Annotated in this window: 12 protein-coding genes; 3 read left to right on the top strand and 9 right to left on the bottom strand. The window is 66.5% G+C overall.

Annotated elements, in window-relative coordinates:
* Window positions 1-20: 20 nt before the first annotated feature.
* From NA5_RS06125 to NA5_RS06090, 8 genes are all read right to left on the bottom strand, one after another.
* Window positions 21-695, bottom strand: a complete 675-nt coding sequence (locus NA5_RS06125) for a response regulator transcription factor (RefSeq protein WP_062982795.1) — start codon at window positions 693-695, stop codon at window positions 21-23.
* A gap of 54 nt (window positions 696-749) precedes the next feature.
* Complete coding sequence (locus NA5_RS06120) at window positions 750-968, bottom strand: hypothetical protein (protein WP_062982793.1); 219 nt, start codon at window positions 966-968, stop codon at window positions 750-752.
* Window positions 969-1,058: 90 nt separating this feature from the next.
* Window positions 1,059-1,640: a TetR/AcrR family transcriptional regulator gene (locus tag NA5_RS06115; protein ID WP_062982791.1), complete on the bottom strand. Its 582-nt coding sequence runs from the start codon at window positions 1,638-1,640 to the stop codon at window positions 1,059-1,061.
* Window positions 1,641-1,702: 62 nt separating this feature from the next.
* On the bottom strand, window positions 1,703-3,064 hold the full coding sequence (gene hpnE, locus NA5_RS06110) for a hydroxysqualene dehydroxylase HpnE (RefSeq protein WP_062982789.1): 1,362 nt from the start codon (window positions 3,062-3,064) through the stop codon (window positions 1,703-1,705).
* A 56-nt stretch (window positions 3,065-3,120) separates the two neighbouring features.
* Window positions 3,121-3,966 carry an MBL fold metallo-hydrolase gene (locus tag NA5_RS06105; RefSeq protein WP_062982787.1) on the bottom strand — a complete coding sequence of 282 codons (846 nt, stop codon included), beginning with the start codon at window positions 3,964-3,966 and terminating at the stop codon, window positions 3,121-3,123.
* Entirely contained in the window at window positions 3,966-4,532 is a 567-nt protein-coding gene (locus NA5_RS06100; protein ID WP_062982785.1) for a TetR/AcrR family transcriptional regulator, read from the bottom strand. Before NA5_RS06100 ends, NA5_RS06105 begins: the two co-directional genes overlap by 1 nt.
* A gap of 253 nt (window positions 4,533-4,785) precedes the next feature.
* On the bottom strand, window positions 4,786-5,586 hold the full coding sequence (locus tag NA5_RS06095; protein ID WP_062982783.1) for a DNA-formamidopyrimidine glycosylase family protein: 801 nt from the start codon (window positions 5,584-5,586) through the stop codon (window positions 4,786-4,788).
* Window positions 5,587-5,655: 69 nt separating this feature from the next.
* The gene (locus NA5_RS06090; protein WP_062983306.1) at window positions 5,656-10,401 is read right to left on the bottom strand and encodes an ATP-dependent helicase; all 4,746 of its coding nucleotides are present in this window, start codon (window positions 10,399-10,401) and stop codon (window positions 5,656-5,658) included.
* A 137-nt stretch (window positions 10,402-10,538) separates the two neighbouring features.
* On the opposite strand from NA5_RS06090, the gene NA5_RS06085 reads away from it, so the two are divergent.
* Genes NA5_RS06085 through NA5_RS06075 form a run of 3 tightly spaced genes read left to right on the top strand, consistent with a single transcriptional unit; the run spans window position 10,539 to window position 12,922 of the window.
* A complete protein-coding gene (locus NA5_RS06085) occupies window positions 10,539-11,084 on the top strand; it encodes a histidine phosphatase family protein (protein ID WP_062982781.1) in 546 nt (181 codons plus the stop codon).
* 54 nt (window positions 11,085-11,138) lie between these two features.
* Complete coding sequence (locus NA5_RS06080; protein WP_062982774.1) at window positions 11,139-12,086, top strand: patatin-like phospholipase family protein; 948 nt, start codon at window positions 11,139-11,141, stop codon at window positions 12,084-12,086.
* Entirely contained in the window at window positions 12,083-12,922 is an 840-nt protein-coding gene (locus NA5_RS06075) for an SDR family oxidoreductase (protein WP_062982772.1), read from the top strand. Before NA5_RS06080 ends, NA5_RS06075 begins: the two co-directional genes overlap by 4 nt.
* A gap of 17 nt (window positions 12,923-12,939) precedes the next feature.
* Here NA5_RS06075 and NA5_RS06070 read toward each other — a convergent pair whose 3' ends face one another.
* Window positions 12,940-16,407: an indolepyruvate ferredoxin oxidoreductase family protein gene (locus NA5_RS06070; protein ID WP_062983305.1), complete on the bottom strand. Its 3,468-nt coding sequence runs from the start codon at window positions 16,405-16,407 to the stop codon at window positions 12,940-12,942.
* Window positions 16,408-16,534: the final 127 nt, after the last annotated feature.

The following is a 16,534-nucleotide window of genomic DNA, read 5'->3' as shown; positions in this document are numbered from 1 at the left end:
GCGGGCGTCCGCCGCGGAAATCAGGGTGCGAATGAGTCACTTCCGATCATGAAACCGGTGCCGCGCACGGTCTCGATCACCGGCGGTGCACCGAGTTTGCGCCGCAGCTGCGCGATGACGGCGTCGACGACATTCGATGCGGGCTCGGCCATTTCGTCCCAGCAGCATTCGATGAGCTCCGAACGCGAGACGACGCTGCCCGCGCGGGTGGCGAGCAGTTCGAGTACGGCGAATTCCTTCGGAGTCAGCGAGCGCAGAATGCCCGCGCGCTGCACCCGGCGGCGCGGCAGATCGATATCGATATCGCCGAGCACGATCCGGGCGGGCGCCGGATGTTCGCGCCGCCGCGACAGCGCGCGGACCCGCGCGGCGAGTTCCGGGAGTGCGAATGGTTTGACGAGGTAGTCGTCGGCGCCGTGCTCGAATCCGGCAATGCGATCGGCGAGTGCGTCGCGGGCGGTGAGCATCAGGACCGGCACCCGCTGACCTCGGGCGCGGTGTGCCGCGACCAGCTGCAGACCATCGCCATCGGGCAGGCCGCGATCCACCACGAGCACGTCGTAGCCATTGACGGAGATCTTGAAATCGGCATCCGCGAGGTTGGCGGCGAGGTCAACCGCGAAACCGGCCGAGCGCAGTCCCGCGGCGACTTCCATGCCGAGACCTTCGTCGTCCTCGATCACCAGCACTCGCACGAGGTCAGAGAATAAGGTATTTCACACCTGGTGCGCAGACTGGTGTCCGAGTGCTCAGTAGGTGTACAGATCCCAACCGTTGGCGACCTCGCGGCACTCCCACTGGGTGCCACCGGTCCTCGGGGAGTTGCCGTCGGCGGCGCAGGCCTCATAGGTCGCGTAGTTGCCGATGAAATCGGTGTGCATCGGGGTGGGCGCGGCCGAGGCGACACCGGCTGCGGCTACGGCACCGATGGCGAATACTCCGGCGGCGATCGCGGTGCGGATCTTCATGGCTTTCCTCTCTTTCGCGCGGGTTGTTCCGCGTGGGACAAGAAAACCAATGCATCCGTGAGAATTTCGTGATGGCGATGAAACCGCAGTTCAGTGTTGCTTTTTCGAAGTCTCGACATGGGTGGCCCAGTTGACGAGCGACCGAATGTAGTCCAGCACCAGTTCATCCGGGTACCGCTGCCGATCGGCCAGGTGCAGTCGGGCCAATTCCTCCAGTGCCGCGAGCATGATTCGCTCGGTCGCGCCATCCGGATCGACCGTGACCCCGGCATAGCGCGACAGATGTCGCGCGCCGATCGCCCGCGCATAGGCCCGGCCGAGTTCGAGACGGTCGCGCAGATCCGGCGGGCCGCCGTCGGGCGGGCTGAGGATGATCCGCCAGCTGGTCGGTGCGGCATGCAGATAGGCGAGAATGCCGCGAGCGAGCTGATCCACATCGTCTTCGGTGCCCGCCCAGTCGACACTGCCGATCCCGGCCAGTGCGATCGCCGATTCGCGCTCCACCAGCGCGGCCATCAGCCCGGACAGATCGGTGAACTGCTGATACACCAGTGCCCGTGCGACCTTACCCTCGCGCGCGACCCGATCGATGCTCACCGCGGCGAAGCCGTCGGCGGCGACAATGTCGCGCGCCACATCGAGTAGCTGTGCGCGCCGGTCGGCCGCGGACATGCGGCGCTTGGGCGTGGGGGAGGGCTTCGCGGTGGGGTGCTCAGAGGTCGAGCGCTCCGTGGTCACGGCAACGAAGGTAGCGCAAGAAGTAGATCTACCGCCTTGGCGGCGCTTTGCACCGCGCTCTCCATGGTGGCCGACCAGTCGGTCGCGGTCCAATCACCGGCCAGTACCAGTGTCGGCACCGAGGTGCGCTGGTCCGGGCGCAGGCCGTGCGTGCCGAGCACCTGCGAGAAGGTCGCCTTCGGCATTCGAACCACATGTCCCTGAACGACTTTCGCGTCCCGGGCGGCGGGGTAGTAGCGACGCAACAGCCGCATCTGTTCGTCGATGATTTGCTCGTTGGTCTTGTGGATCTGCTCGTACGCGCCGCTGGTAGTCAGGCAGTACAGCCAGGCCTGGTCGGTGCTGCGTCCGGTCATTCGCTGGCGGTCGAAGACCTCATCGATGACGCCGGTGCCGCCGATCAGCGCCTCGAATTCGGCCTCGGTGCCCAGCGGCCGGTCCAGGTACAGATTCGTGCTTACGATCGGCGTATATCCCAATTTATCTGCGGCGGCGTAGATTTCGGGGTGTTCAGGCAGGTCGTCGAGCAGTCCGCCGATATTCGAATTCGGTACCGCGCAGACAACGGCGTCGGCCGCAACGATCGAGCCGTCCGCCAGCGTTACCCCGGTTACCGCGCCTTCGTCGATATTGATGCGGCGAGCTACCGCGCGATGGCGGACCGCGACGCCATATTTCTCGAAAACCCTTTGGGCTCCGGTGATGTAGAGCGTATCGAGGTCGGTGGTCGGATAGCCGATGGTGACCGCTCGGCGGTGTTTGACCCCGAGCCGGATGCCGGTGGCCATCAAATCGGCGAGGATCTTGGCCGATTCCTGCTGCACCGGTTCGGCCGCGAGACCGAGAGCGAGCCAGTCCCACAACGCTTCTCGCGCCGGAGCGGGCATGCCGACCCTATCGAACCACTGTTCGGTGGTGAGATCGGCGAGATCGCCGGGTTGGTGTAGGCACTGCCAGCCCAGTCGCAGCGTGGCACGGGCCGCGCGCAGCCGATCGAGCAGGCTCGCATCGGGATGTGCGCCGAACAGGGTGCGCCATGCGCCGAAACCCTTGGTGGACATGGATGCGCTGCGCCCGTCCGGCCAGCGCAGCATGGCGCGATGCGGGAAGGCGATGTACTGGCGGGTGCCGATGCTGGTCAGATAGCGGAACAGATGGTCGTAACCGCTGGCGATCACATGCTGGCCGTTATCGGGGAGGTCATCGGCCGCTTCGACTTTCATCGCATGGGTGCGGCCGCCGAGTCGGCCGCGGCGTTCCAGCAGGGTGACCTGCTTACCCGCCTCGGCCAACCAGACCGCGGACGCGAGCCCGGCCAGTCCACCCCCGATGACCACGTACCGCCGCGGATCGTTCACGTCGCACTCCCAATGTTAACTTACATTCTGAAAGTTAATCGGAAGCGCTTGGGCCGTCAAGGGTTTGGCTGAACGCCGACCTGCTCCATGGCATGGAATTCGATCGAGCTGTGCGCGGAAAACACCCTGACCTCGTCGCCGTGGTCGCGCACCAGCTCGCGCAGCCGCTGCTGATTCTCGATGCGGGCGGCCGGAAGTGTCTGCATTTTCTTCTCGAACATGGCCGTTCCGAACGGTTGTCGCGGACGAACCGGGTCGAGCACACCGGGATGGAAGTAGGAGTCGCCCGCGGACAGCAGCCATCCGTTTCCGGTATCGACGGCGACGCCCGCATGTCCGCGGGTATGCCCGGCGAGCGGAATGATCAAGATCTCCGGTGGTAGGCCGGTCAATTCGCGCACCGCGTCGAAACCGAACCAACTTTCGCCGGCATCGGCATACGACTCCCAGCGCGGACCGTGCCGGAACTGAGGTTCCCTGTAGCGCAAGCGTTCTTCAGGTGTATGTCCGCCCTGCAGGGCGCGCAGTTCCTCGGCGTAAACGTGCACCCGCGCGTGCGGGAAGTCGGCGAGTCCGCCCGCATGGTCGAGATCGAGATGGGTGAGCACGATGTCGCGGACGTCCTCGCGTCGGTAACCCAGAGCTTCGATCTGGCGCACCGCGGTCTGTGCGAGATCGAGGACCGGATTGGTGAGCCGGACAAAGCGGCGGCCGAGCCATTCCTCGGGCCGGTGCACCGCCTGTTCGCCGATGCCGGTCTCCACCAGGACGAGTCCGGAGTCGAGTTCGAGCAGCAGGCAGTGGCAGACCATTTCGGCGCGGCGGAAGATGCTGCCGGTGCCGTCGAGGAGTCGGCCGCCGAGTGGGCGCATGGTGCCGCAATCGAGGTGGTGTACGCGCATCAGGAAAGCTCCCGTTCGAAGGTGGTACGCAGATGGGCGGCGACCGCGCGCAGCGGCGCGATATCGCGTTTGGTCTTGGCGAGCAGTAGGGCGCCCTCGATCGTCGCGAGCGCGACGGTGGACAGTTCGGTGGCGCGCTCTTGGTCGATTCCCTTGTCCCGCAGGTACTTTTCGATCGACTCGCGCCAGGATTCGAAACCGCTGACGCAGGCCTGCCTGATCGTTTCGCTCTCGCGCCCCGCGTCGAGTGCGATGGTCGCGATCGGGCAGCCGCGTTCGAAATCGGACTCGACGAGCAGTGCGGTGAGAACGTCGAAGACGGTGGCGATATCGCCACCGTCGGCGAGGATGGCGTCGAGCTGGTCGCGCAATTGCCTGCTCGATTGGGTGAGCGCTTCGGCGGCGAGCTGTTCCTTGCCGCCGGGGAAGTGGAAGTAGAGCGAGCCCTTGGGTGCGCCGCCCGCGCTGACCAGTTGATTCAGGCCAGTGGCGTGATAGCCCTGGGTGTGGAAGAGGTCGGCCGCGGCGTCGATGAAGCGTTGGCGGGAGTCGGTGCGAGGTGCCACGTGCTCAGCGTACGTGAACTATGATGACCGGTCTAGTTAATTGGCGAAGTTCGAGTACTAGGGTTCGCGGTGCTCGACGAAGCGTTGCGAAACCGGCAAGGTGATCGGACCGACCTTGTGCCCCTCTTCTCCGGCAGCGTGACGGTGTCGTCGAGAACTGCCCAGTCTCCGCTGATAGGGGAAAGCACGCGGATTAGATAACTGAAGACCGCAGTTTCGGTACAGCGGCGAGCAGTCGAGTGGCTATCGCGTGTCAGCCGGGTACGGGCTGGCAGCGCGGGCAGAAGTAGATGCCGCGTTCGCGCTGGGTAATGCGGTCGGACTGGGGGTTTCGCGCCGTTCGGCCGGTTTCGGTCTCGCCGAGTAGATGGACGACCATGCGGGTGCCGCAGCGCTGGCATGGTCGGCGGGCGCGGCCGTAGGCCAGTGGCCGCCAAGGCGGTTCGGTGGCGGCCTTGGTGAGTACCCGATGCGCCTCGTGCACGAGGGCGAGCAGGTCGGGCACGTCGCCGACCGGTGTGGCCGGGTGCACGCGGCGCAGGAAACAGATTTCGCTGCGGAAGATATTGCCGATACCGGCCAGATTGCGCTGGTCGAGTAGCGCGAGGCCGATCGGCTGCGCTGGATACCGTTCCAGCCGTCGCACCGCCTCGGTCACATCCCAGTTCGCGCCGAGCAGATCCGGCCCGAGGTGGTCGGTAGCGGTGTGCTCGTCCGCGCGGCGCAGCACCTCTACGGTGCCGAGTGAAAAGCCCACCGCCTCGGTGTCATCGGTGCCGAGCACCAGCCTGGCGGTCACCGGCGGCCGCGTCCACCGTTCACCGGCGCAGTAGGTCCGCCATTCGCCCTCCATCTTCAAATGCGTGTGGACGCTGACCTCGCCGGTCCGGACGAATAGGTGCTTGCCATAGCTCCCGACACCCTCGACCCGCTGCCCGACCAGATCGACCGTCGCATAGCGCGGCACCCGGAAATCGCTGCGTATCAGCGTCTTTCCCGCCAGCGCGAGCCGCAGCCTGGCCGCGGTCAGGAATACGGTGTCGCCTTCAGGCATCGCTGCCGCGCTTGCGGTGGGCGAGTCGTTGCCGCCGCGGTGTCGCCACGCGCGAGTTGGTTCGGCGAGTCACGGCTTGCTCCGGAGTCGGAGGCCGCGTGGGGTCGCGGAGAATCCGGCTTCGGTGAGGAAACCGGCGAAGGTGTTGCCGTGCACGGTTTCTCCGTCGACCCGGTCTATTACCAGTGAGTCGACGCGGCGGTCGCGGACCAGATCTGCCAGGGCGGTGGCCGCGGCCTGGCGGACGTTCGGATCCTCGGTGAAGGTGAGCAGGGTTTTGCCGCCACGCTCCAGATACAGCGCGAGTTCGCCGTCGACGAGCACGACGATCGCTCCGGCCTTGCGTCCTGGACGGTGGCCCGCGCCCTCGGACGGTCCCTTCGGCCACGGCAGTGCCGCGCCGTAGGGGTTTGCGGGATCGCTTGCCGCCAAGGCGAATGCGGTGCTCCGCTGCTGTCCGCCGCTCGGGCGGGTGCGCTCGGTGTCGAAGGAGCGCAGTCGGTCCACCACATCGGTGGTGGAGAACTGTGCGCCGCCCAGCGAATCGACGAAATAGCCGCGACGGCAACGGCCGCGATCCTCGAATTCGGTGAGTACCCGGTACATGAGCGCGAATCCGCCTGGCACGCCCTCGTTCTGCACCGAGCCGCGGGTCAGCACGCCGTACCGCTCCAGCAGGGTGTCGGCCGTCGCATGGGCGCGCAGGGTGTTGTCGGCCACCCGTTCCGGCAGCAGCGACCAGCGGCCCGCGACGGCGGGCGGCCCGGATCTGGTGGGCATATTCGGTCGGGGAAGGTAGGCCCGTCCGCGTGGCGCGCGCCGGGGTGTGCGATGTGCGGTTGTGCTCCGCGCCGTGCCCGAGAGCAGAGCGCGGACCGGGGCGAAGGTGTCACCGGAGACCACGCCTGCCCAGACGAGTTCCCACAGTGCGCTCGCGACTTTACTGTCGTCGAGGAGCCCGGTGGTATCGGAGAGTTGCCGGAAGAAGTACGCGCCGCCGCCGTGCAGGACCGGGGGAAGTCGCATCGGCGAACCATCTCGGGGCCCTGGGCGCGAGAGCCCTCGAGTTCTCGGTATCGCTGAAACATCCTGTACCGCATCATCGTCCAGCGAAACAACCTGATCTGTTCCCGCGGCCTCCGTATCAACATCGACGGGCATCCACGGGGCGACCGATGCGCCCAATGCGTTGAGCAGGCGCAGATGTACCTCGGAGAGTTCGATCTCGTCGGCGGGCGGCAGCGTGAACGGGGCCTGATCGGCCAGGTGCAGCGCGATCCAGCCGTCTTTGGCGGTAATGGCGCCGTGCCCGGACCAGATGACCTCACCAGTGGCCATCAACTCGTCCAACATGGCGGGAGAGTAGTCGCGCACCCGCGCAGGCAATACCAGCGATTCCCATGCCGAAGCGGGAATCGGCACTCCGGCAAGTTGTTCCACCACTGTGGCGACCCCGTCGACGCCGCGCAGTTCACGGGTGCCGATGTGCTGCCAGGACGGCAGGAATCGGCCGAAGGCGGCGGTCGCGACCGGCTCCACCTCGTGCCGGGCGGCCGCGAGCGACCGTCGGCGCAATCGGCGCAGCACCTGGCTGTCGCACCACTCCGAGCCGCTGGCCGCTGGCGTGAATTCGCCCTCTACTACGCGCTTTTCCGCGACCAGCCGGTGCAGTGCGGTCGCGGCGACCGCGGTGCCGAGTCCGAAACGGGCGGCCACGGCCTCGGTGGTGAACGGACCGTGCGTGCGGGCATAGCGTGCGACCAGATCCCCGAGCGGATCTGCGACCGGTTCGATGAATGCGGCGGGGGTGCCGATCGGCAGCGGTACGCCGAGTGCATCGCGCAGGCGCGCGGCGTCTTCCACCGCGACCCACCAGGTCCGTCCGGCGAAGTTGACCTCCAGTGCGCGCTTCGATTTGACCAAGCTGGCGAACCATTCCGCCGGATTACCGGCGGGCTCCGCATCGTCGAGTTGCACGCCGACGCACCGCTGCGCGGCTTCCTCGGCAGTCAGCGGTCCGAGCAGCCGCAATAGATCGGCCAACCCCTCCGCATCCCGCGCCAACCGTTCGGGTGTGAGCCGCTGCAACTCCTGTTCGGTCTGCTCGATGACGGTGGCGTCCAACAGCTCCCGCAGTTCCACCCGTCCGAGCAGTTCGGCGAGCAGACTCGAATCGAGCGACAATGCGGCGGCCCGACGTTCGGCCAGCGGGCTGTCTCCGTCGTACATGAACTGCCCGATGTAATCGAACAGCAGCGAATTGGCGAACGGCGACGGTGTCGCGGTCTCGACCTCTACCAGTCGCACCTGGCGACGCGCCACGCGTCCGAGCAGTTCCCGCAGCGACGGTAGATCGTAAACGTCACGCAGACATTCGCGCACCGTCTCCAACAGGATCGGAAAGTCCGGAAACTTCCGCGCCACATCGAGCAATTGCGCCGACCGCTGTCGCTGCTGCCACAGCGGCGCACGCTTGCCCGGATCGCGTCGGGGCAGCAGCAGCGCCCGTGCCGCGCACTCCCGGAAGCGCGATGCGAACAGTGCCGATCCGCCGACCTGCTCGGTGACGATGTCGTCGATCTCATCGGGCTCGAAGACGAAAAGCTCGGCACCGGGCGGATCGTCGGTGGTATCGGGCAGTCGCACCACGATCCCGTCATCGGAGGCATTCGGCGCGACATCCACACCGAACCGCTCCCGCAGCCGGGCACCGATCGCCAGTGCCCATGGCGCATGCACCGGCAGGCCGTACGGGGAATGCAATACCAGCCGCCAATCGCCGAGTTCGTCGCGGAAGCGCTCGACGACCAGGGTCTTATCGGTGGGTAGTTGCCCGGTGGCAGTGCGCTGTTCATCGAGCAGCGTCACCAGATTGGCGGTGGCATTGTCGTCAAGGCCCGCGCCGCGGACAAGTGCGTCTACCGTCGGATCCGTTGGGGGGCTTTGCTTTCCGTCGTCATTGCGCACGGACGGCGGCGCGTGCGCACCGGCCTTGCGAATGAATTCGCCCAGCGCCGCACCGAGTTCGGCGGGGCGACCGAGTCCGTCACCGTGCCAGAACGGTAATCGCCCCGGTTGCCCGAACGCGGGCGTGACCAGCACCCGGTCGAAGGTGATCTCCTCGATGCGCCAGCTGGTCGCGCCGAGGGCGAATACATCGCCGACCCGCGACTCGTAGACCATCTCCTCATCGAGTTCGCCCACTCGAGATGCCTTTTCGCCGACCATGTAGACGGCGAACAGGCCGCGGTCCGGGATCGCGCCACCCGAGGTCACCGCAAGTCGCTGTGCGCCGGGCCGACCGGTGAGCGTGCCGGCGTCGCGGTCCCACACGAGCCGGGGCCGCAATTCGGCGAACTCGTCCGACGGATAGCGACCGGCGAGCAGATCGAGCACCGATTCATACGCCGACCTGGGCAGCGAGGCGTAATTCCCGGTGCCGCGTACGGTTTCGAACCACGCGTCGACATCGATGGGTTCGAGCGCGCAGGCCGCGACGGTCTGCTGGGCCAGGATGTCCAAGGGGTGCGCGGGAACTTGCAGCGCCTCGATCTGACCAGCCGTCATCCGCTGTGAGGCGACCGCGCAGTGGATGACATCGGTGCGATGCTTCGGAAACAGTACCCCGCGCGAGATCTCACCGACCTGGTGCCCGGCCCGCCCGACCCGCTGCAACCCACTGGCCACCGAGGGCGGCGCCTCCACCTGCACCACCAAATCGACCGCGCCCATATCGATTCCGAGTTCCAGACTGCTGGTGGCCACCACGCAGCGCAGCCGTCCGCTCTTGAGATCGTCCTCGATCAGCGCCCGCTGCTCCTTGCTCACCGATCCGTGGTGTGCCCGGGCCAGCAGCGGATCGGCGCCGTGGACCACGGCGGTGGACGCCCCGAGTTGGGCGGGCGGTTTGTGCTCGGTTTCGACCGCCTCGCCGAGCCGGGCGGCATAGGCCTCGTTGAGCCGCGCGGTCAGCCGCTCGGCCAATCTGCGCGAGTTCGCGAAGACGATCGAAGATCGGTGATCCAGTACCAGATCCACGATCGCCTCGTCCACATGCGGCCAGATCGAGCCGGGCTGATCGGAATCGCCCGGCTCGGTCATGTCCGCGATCGGCACCCGCACCGACAGGTCGAAGGTCTTGGGAGCGGGCGGCGAGACGATCGTGATCGGCGCATTTCCGACCAGGAACCGCCCGACTTCCTCGGGCGGCCGCACCGTCGCGGAGAGCCCGATCCGCTGCGCGGGCCGCTCGGTCAGCAGATCCAACCGGGCCAGCGATAGTGCCAGATGCGCACCGCGCTTACCGCCAGCGATGGCGTGCACCTCGTCCACGATCACCGTGCCGACATCGCTCAGCGTTTCCCTGGCCGCCGAGGTGAGCATGAGGAACAGCGATTCGGGCGTGGTGATCAGAATGTCGGGCGGCGTCCGCTGCATCGATCGCCGGTCCGCCGCGCTGGTATCGCCGGAACGAACTCCGACGGTGATCGTCGGCGGGTCGAGGCCGAGCCGCTTGGCGGTCTGGGTGACCCCGACCAGCGGCGCGCGCAGATTCCGTTCGACATCCACCGCCAATGCCTTCAGCGGTGACACGTAGAGCACCGAGGTGCCGACCTTGCCCGCTGGTTTCGGTCGGGTCGCGAGTTGGTCGATGGCCCACAGGAAGGCCGACAGCGTCTTACCCGAACCGGTCGGCGCGACGACCAAGGTGTGCTCACCTGCGGCAATGGCCTTCCATGCGCCCAGCTGAGCGGACGTCGGCGCAGGAAATGCGCCGTCGAACCACTCTTGGGTCGCGGTGGAGAACTGAGCCATGGCATCAGTGTGCACCCCGGCACCGACAACCAGCAGCGGCGCCCGGATTACCCCGAGTCCGGCAAATGGCGCGAGGCCCGAGCGAAGGGGTGGCAATCGAAGTACGGCCGCCAGCGTCGCGCCGTACGCTTCCAACCGTGCAAAAGGTGCTCAGACTCGACCTGGTCAGCCATGGCATGACCGAGGCGATGCGAAAGGCACGTTTTCCAGTAGACGAATCGCTGACCGAGGCGGGTCGCCGAGCAATCGCGGCGTGCGGCCGCCTGACCGCGGCGCGGGTATTCACCGGACCCGAACGCCGCACCGTGGAAACTGCTGCGCTGATGGGACTTCCGGGCGAGGAGGACGACCGGTTGCGTGATCTGGATGCCGGAGCCTGGCGCGGCGGCGAACTGATGTCGGTGCCGCAGGATGAGCTATACGCCTGGTTGACCGACCCGCAGTTCCGTGGTCACGGTGGCGAATCCGTAACCGATGTGATCGAGCGGACCAGGTACTGGATGGCCGAGATCGCTTCCGAGGGCAAGTCCACCATCGCGGTCACCCATCCGGCGGTGATCCGCGCGGCGCTGCTGGTGACCCTGGACGCCCCGCCGAAATCGTTCTGGCGGATCGATATACCGCCGGGCAGCGTCACCCGGCTGCACTACCGCGGCGAATGGACGCTGCACTTCACGGCGTGAGATCCGGACTCATCCTCTGATCGTGTCGGCCAGGTGCGACTAGTGTGTGGAACCATGGGTAACAAAAACCGGTCGCAACGGCGCGGCCTGGCCATCGGGTGCGGCGGCACGCTCGGGTTCGCCTGGATCGTGGCCGCGCTGGCCGCCACCCGCGAGGTGCTGGAGTGGGATCCGCGCGCGGCGGATGTGCTGCTCGGCACGTCGGCGGGTGCCGAGACGGTCACGCTGCTCGGCAGCGGTATCGGCGTGGACGAACTCGTCGCCATGCAACGTGGTACCTCGACGAACCCGATTCTGTCGGCGCATATGCGTTCCGAGCCCGGACGGTTCCCGCCGCTGCCCCGGCCGCGGCTGGGTGAGTTGGCATTGAGTCTGCGTGCGCCCGCGACCGGACAGCGGTTGCTCACCGCGGGCAGCGGTCTGCTGCCGATCGGTGGTGGTGATGCGAGTTGGCTGCAGCACCTGGCCGATCGCCTGAACCCCGGCGAGTCCTGGGTATCTCACCCCAAGACCTGGTTGGTCGGCATGGATTATGCGACGGGAGAACGGGTTCCGTTCGGCTCGCCGGACGCGCCGTCGGCGAACTTGGGGGAGGCGCTGCGCGCGTCGTGGGCGGTGCCCGGCTGGTTTCCACCGGTAACGATCGCCGGACGCCGCTTCATCGATGGTGGTGCTGGCTCGACCGCATCGGTGGATCTGCTTGCCGCACAACAACTCGACGAGGTGCTGGTGCTCGCGCCGATGGCCTCCGTCGAAGAAGTCCCCGCGACCGGCCCCGGTCATTTCTTGGAGCGGCAGTTGCGCAATCGAATGAGCGCCCAACTCGCGGCCGAGGTCGCGGTGTTACGTGCGGTAGGCACCCGCGTCCTCGTGATCGGGGCGAGTGCGGCCGATCTCGCGGTAATGGGCCCGAACTTCATGGACGGCCGCCGTCGTCTCGAGACCTTCGAACACAGTGTGCGCAGCACCCGCCGAGCGCTGGAACAAGGAGCTTTCGCATGAATATTCTCGGTCACGGTTATCCGGACATCGACCTGAAGGGCGCGCGGGTGCTGATCACCGGTGCGGGCCGCGGCATCGGACAGTCGACCGCGGAACTTTTCGCGGCCGAGGGCGCTGATATCGCCATTGCCGATGTCGATAAAGTCGCAGCCGAATCCGCCGCTGCCGCGATCGGTGCGCGCGCCTGTGAGCTCGACGTCCGTGCCCGCGACCAGTGGGATAAGGTCGTCGCCGACTTCGGCCCGGTGGACGTGCTGGTCAACAATGCGGGTGTCATGCCAGCGGGCGCATTTCTCGACGAGCCCGACGCGGTCGGCCGCGCCACCATAGATATCAACGTCTGGGGTCTCATCCACGGCATGCGCGCCGTGGTGCCCGGCATGATCGAGCGCCGCCGCGGCCATGTCGTCAATGTCGCCTCGCTCGCGGGCAAGATTCCGGTCGCGGGCCTGGCCGTCTACAACGCCAGCAAATTCGCCGCGGTAGGCCTGTCCGCCGCAACGCGTCTGGAGTTCGCACCGCACGGTGTCAGCGTCAGCTGCGTCATGCCCTCGGCTGTACGCACCCGCCTCTCCTCCGGTCTGGCCCTCGGCAAGGGCATGCCCACCGTGGAACCCGAAGAGGTCGCCGCCGCCATCCTGCAAACCTGCGAAACCCGCAAGGCCGAGGTAGCCGTGCCGAACTACCTCGGCCCCATCGACATAGCCCTGGCCGCTGCCCCCGAACGTGTAGTCCGACTGGTTCGCAGACTTCTCGACGGCAATCGCGCCCTCCATCCTGCCGACTCCGTAACCCGCGCCGAATACGAACAGCAGGTCCGTTCGATTACCGAATAGTCGCCAAACTACTGCGATCAGAGCTGAGGGGGTTCGATGCCGAGGTCGCGGAGGGCATTTCGGTAGAGCTCGACGTTGGCCAGTTTGATGTCCTCGTAGCCGCGGACCATGTCGGGGAGTGCGGCGGCTTCGGCGGCGCGGTCGTAGGCTGCTGGGTCGAGTTCAGCGGCCAAGGTGGTCACCATTTCCGTGTAGTGGGCGAGCAGGGAACGTTCGACACGGCGGACGTGGGCGTAGCCGAAGGGGTCGAACTTGGTGCCGCGCAGGCGCTTTCCCTTGGCGAGGACCCGCAGCGCGAAGTGACCGCGTGGACCGAGGCCGATCTTCTTCTTGCGACCCATGGCGCGCAGGATCGGCGGGTGCAGGCGGTAGGTGAGGTTCGCGCCGTCGGGAAGTTGCTCGCTGACCTTGTCGAGGAAGGCCGGGTCGGTCAAGCGGCGGGCCACCTCGTATTCGTCCTTGTACGCGGTGAATTTGTGGAGACCACGGGCCACCTGCTCGCTGAACTCGGTGCGATCGGTGACGCGTCGCTCGGCATCCCAAATGCGTTGCACGGTCTGAACATAATCGCGTGCGATGCGCACACCCTGGAAGCCGATCAGCTCGACGGCACGCAACTCGAGCAGTCGCCTGGTCTCTCCCGCAACGGTGACACCATCGAAAAGCTCTGCAGGAATGGCGATCTCGGCACGCTTTGGTGTCTTTCGTGCAGTGGCGGCGGCGAATTCATCCGGTCGCGCGATCGCCATCCGACCCCATCGGAACGCCGCGATATTGGCATGCACCGCAACGCCGTTGATCTCGATCGCCTCCTCGATCGCCGAGGCGGGTATGCGCAGACCGCCGATCTGATAGGCGGCGCCGACGAGCAGGAAATTCGCGGCCGCGGTATTGCCGAACAGCACCTCGGCCGCGGCCAGCGCGTCGAACGATCGCACCGAACGCGACACCTGCTCGAGCCGAGAAAGCAGTTCGCGCTCTTCGGGATACGCGACGGATTTGTCGTAGACCATATCGCCGGTCGGTGTCTTGCTGGTCGACGCGACGGACAAGGTGGTCTGCTCGGACCCGTAGGCCAGATGCTTGTTATCGGTGGCGGCGAGCAGGTCGAATGCGACGATGCAGTCGGCCGAGCCCGGGGTAAGGCGGTTCGCCGGTTCCAATTCGCCGCTCGCGAAGCGCAGGTGCGATACGACCGGTCCGGCCTTCTGACTCAGGCCGATCTGGTCCAGACTCGCCACCTCGTATCCGGCGCGCAATGCCGCGGTCGCGAGCACCTGGTTGACCGTCACGATTCCGGTACCGCCGATACCGGCGAGGAATACGCTCTGGGTCGTCGCGGGAGCGCCGGTCGGCAGGTCAGGCAATACCGGCGGCTCGGGGTGGCGAGTTGCCTTGCGCTTCTCGGCTTTCGCCGGAAGCTCGACCGTGACGAACGAGGGGCAGTCGCCGTCCATGCAACTGTAGTCGGTATTGCAGGAGGTCTGATCGATGCGGGTCTTGCGGCCGAATTCGGTATCGACCGGCTGCACCGAAAGGCAGTTGCTCTTGACACCGCAATCGCCGCAGCCCTCGCAGACCGCCTCGTTGATGACCACCCGGGTCCGCCGGACCGGCAGCGTGCCCCGCTTGCGCTGGCGGCGCGCGTCGGCGGCGCAGTGCTGGTCGTAGATGAGCACGGTCACGCCGGGGATCTCGCGCAGGGTGCGCTGGGCTTCGTCGAGCCGATCCCGGTGCCAGAGCAGAGTTCCGGCGGCGAGGTCGCGTTTGCGGTATTTCTTGGGTTCATCGGCGCAGATGATGATCTGCCGCACACCCTCGGTGGTGAGTTTGTGGGTCAGCTTGGGCACCGCGAGTGCGCCCTCGGCGTCCTGCGCGCCGGTCATCGCGACGACATCGTTGTAGAGCAGCTTGTAGGTGATGTTCACGCCCGCGGCGATACAGGCCTGCACGGCCAGCTGTCCGGAGTGGAAATACGTTCCGTCCCCGATGTTCTGGAACAGATGCCGCACCGAGGTGAACGGGGCCTGCCCGATCCACTGTGCACCCTCGCCGCCCATCTGGGTCAGCCCGGTCACCTTGCTGTCCTCGCGACCGGACATGGTCACCATGGTGTGGCAGCCGATGCCGCCACCGGCGATCGACCCTTCCGGCACGGCGGTGGACCGGTTGTGCGGGCAGCCGCTGCAGAAATAGGCCGCCCGCTTCGCGGGCAGAACGGCAAGCGACAGTGGTTGCGGCAACGGACGTTTCATCTCCAGCCGACCCTGCAGCGCGCGGCGCAGCGGCGCCACGATCCGACCCGAGGTGAGCTCGCCGTCCTGGGCGAACAGCGGCCGGTTCTCGGCATCGCGCTTGCCGATGATCTGCGGCGCATCGGCGCTGCCGTAGAGAATTTCGCGGATCTGCGTTTCGATGAACGCGGTCTTGTCCTCGACGACCACGATCCGCTCCAACCCATCGGCGAACTGCCGGACCCGTTCGGGCGCAATGGGATACGGCATGCCGATGCGCAGCAGTCGCACCCCGGCGCGATGCAGGGCGTCATCGTCTACGCCGAGATCGATCAGTGCCTGGCGCACGGCATCGAATGTGGTTCCGGTGGCAGCGATTCCGACGCGGGCATGCGGCGGATTCACCTCGATGACGTCGAGTTCATTGACTGTGCTGTAGGCCTGCACCATCTTCCAGCGCGGCCCGTACAGATCGGCCTCGGCGAGCACGCTGTCCGTCGGCGCGGCCATCGGTCGCTGCCGGTAGACGAATGGCCTTCCTTCCCAGTTGATCTCGGGAACCGTGATGGCGATATCGCCGGCCGTGCCATCGACTGTCCATGCGCCATCGGCCACGTCGGCGACGATCTTCAGCGCGACCAGGCATCCCGATGCGCGCGACAACGCGACACCGTGCAGCCCCATGGTGATGATCTCGCGCGCATTGCGCGGAAACAGCACCGGAATACCCAGTGCGGCCAACGATCGCTCACTCACCGCCGGCACGGTCGAGGACTTTGACGCCGGATCATCGCCGACCAGCAACAGCACGCCGCCACGGGCATTCGCGCCGTACATATTGGCGTGCCGCAATGCGTCCGTGGCCCGATCGAGACCGGGGCCCTTGCCATACCAGACGCCGACAACGCCGTCATGCGTCGCCTCGCCCGCGGGCAGATCCGCCTGGCTGCCCCACACCGAGGTGGCCGCGAGTTCCTCGTTCAAACCGGGGATAAACGAAATATCGTGCTCTGCCAAGACATTCGGCATTCCGCTGAGCATCTTGTCGACGCCGCCCAGCGGGCTGCCCTGATATCCGGACACGAAGGTGCCGACCCGGCGTCCGGCGCGCAGATCACGAACATGCTGCTCGACCAGCTGTCGAGCGATCGCCTGGACGCCGGTGAGGACAACGGTGCCCGCGCCGACGCGGTAGCGGTCGGCCAGGTCATAGCGGGCTGGGATCAGTTCGCGGTCCGCGAGCTCGGTCATGTAGTCCACCCGTCCGCGATGCGCCGATCGGGCGCTTCGCTTCGTTGAGCATTTCTTGCCGCCATCCTGTACTTGAAGAGCTGAACGCACAACTGATACGCGACACGCTGAGCACACTGCTCAATTT

Source organism: Nocardia anaemiae NBRC 100462, assembly GCF_001612725.1.
Lineage (GTDB): Bacteria > Actinomycetota > Actinomycetes > Mycobacteriales > Mycobacteriaceae > Nocardia > Nocardia anaemiae.
Note: the sequence above shows the minus strand (reverse complement) of the source record. Positions and strands in the feature narration are given on the sequence as shown.

Bases quoted from the DNA above. Each gene is read 5' to 3' on its own strand.
- NA5_RS06070 (WP_062983305.1), bottom strand. From the start codon at position 16,407: ATGACCGAGCTCGCGGACCGCGAACTGATCCCAGCCCGCTATGACCTG.
- NA5_RS06080 (WP_062982774.1), top strand. From the start codon at position 11,139: ATGGGTAACAAAAACCGGTCGCAACGGCGCGGCCTGGCCATCGGGTGC.
- NA5_RS06075 (WP_062982772.1), top strand. From the start codon at position 12,083: ATGAATATTCTCGGTCACGGTTATCCGGACATCGACCTGAAGGGCGCG.
- NA5_RS06090 (WP_062983306.1), bottom strand. From the start codon at position 10,401: ATGGCTCAGTTCTCCACCGCGACCCAAGAGTGGTTCGACGGCGCATTT.
- NA5_RS06105 (WP_062982787.1), bottom strand. From the start codon at position 3,966: ATGCGCGTACACCACCTCGATTGCGGCACCATGCGCCCACTCGGCGGC.
- NA5_RS06115 (WP_062982791.1), bottom strand. From the start codon at position 1,640: ATGTCCGCGGCCGACCGGCGCGCACAGCTACTCGATGTGGCGCGCGAC.
- NA5_RS06120 (WP_062982793.1), bottom strand. From the start codon at position 968: ATGAAGATCCGCACCGCGATCGCCGCCGGAGTATTCGCCATCGGTGCC.
- NA5_RS06095 (WP_062982783.1), bottom strand. From the start codon at position 5,586: ATGCCTGAAGGCGACACCGTATTCCTGACCGCGGCCAGGCTGCGGCTC.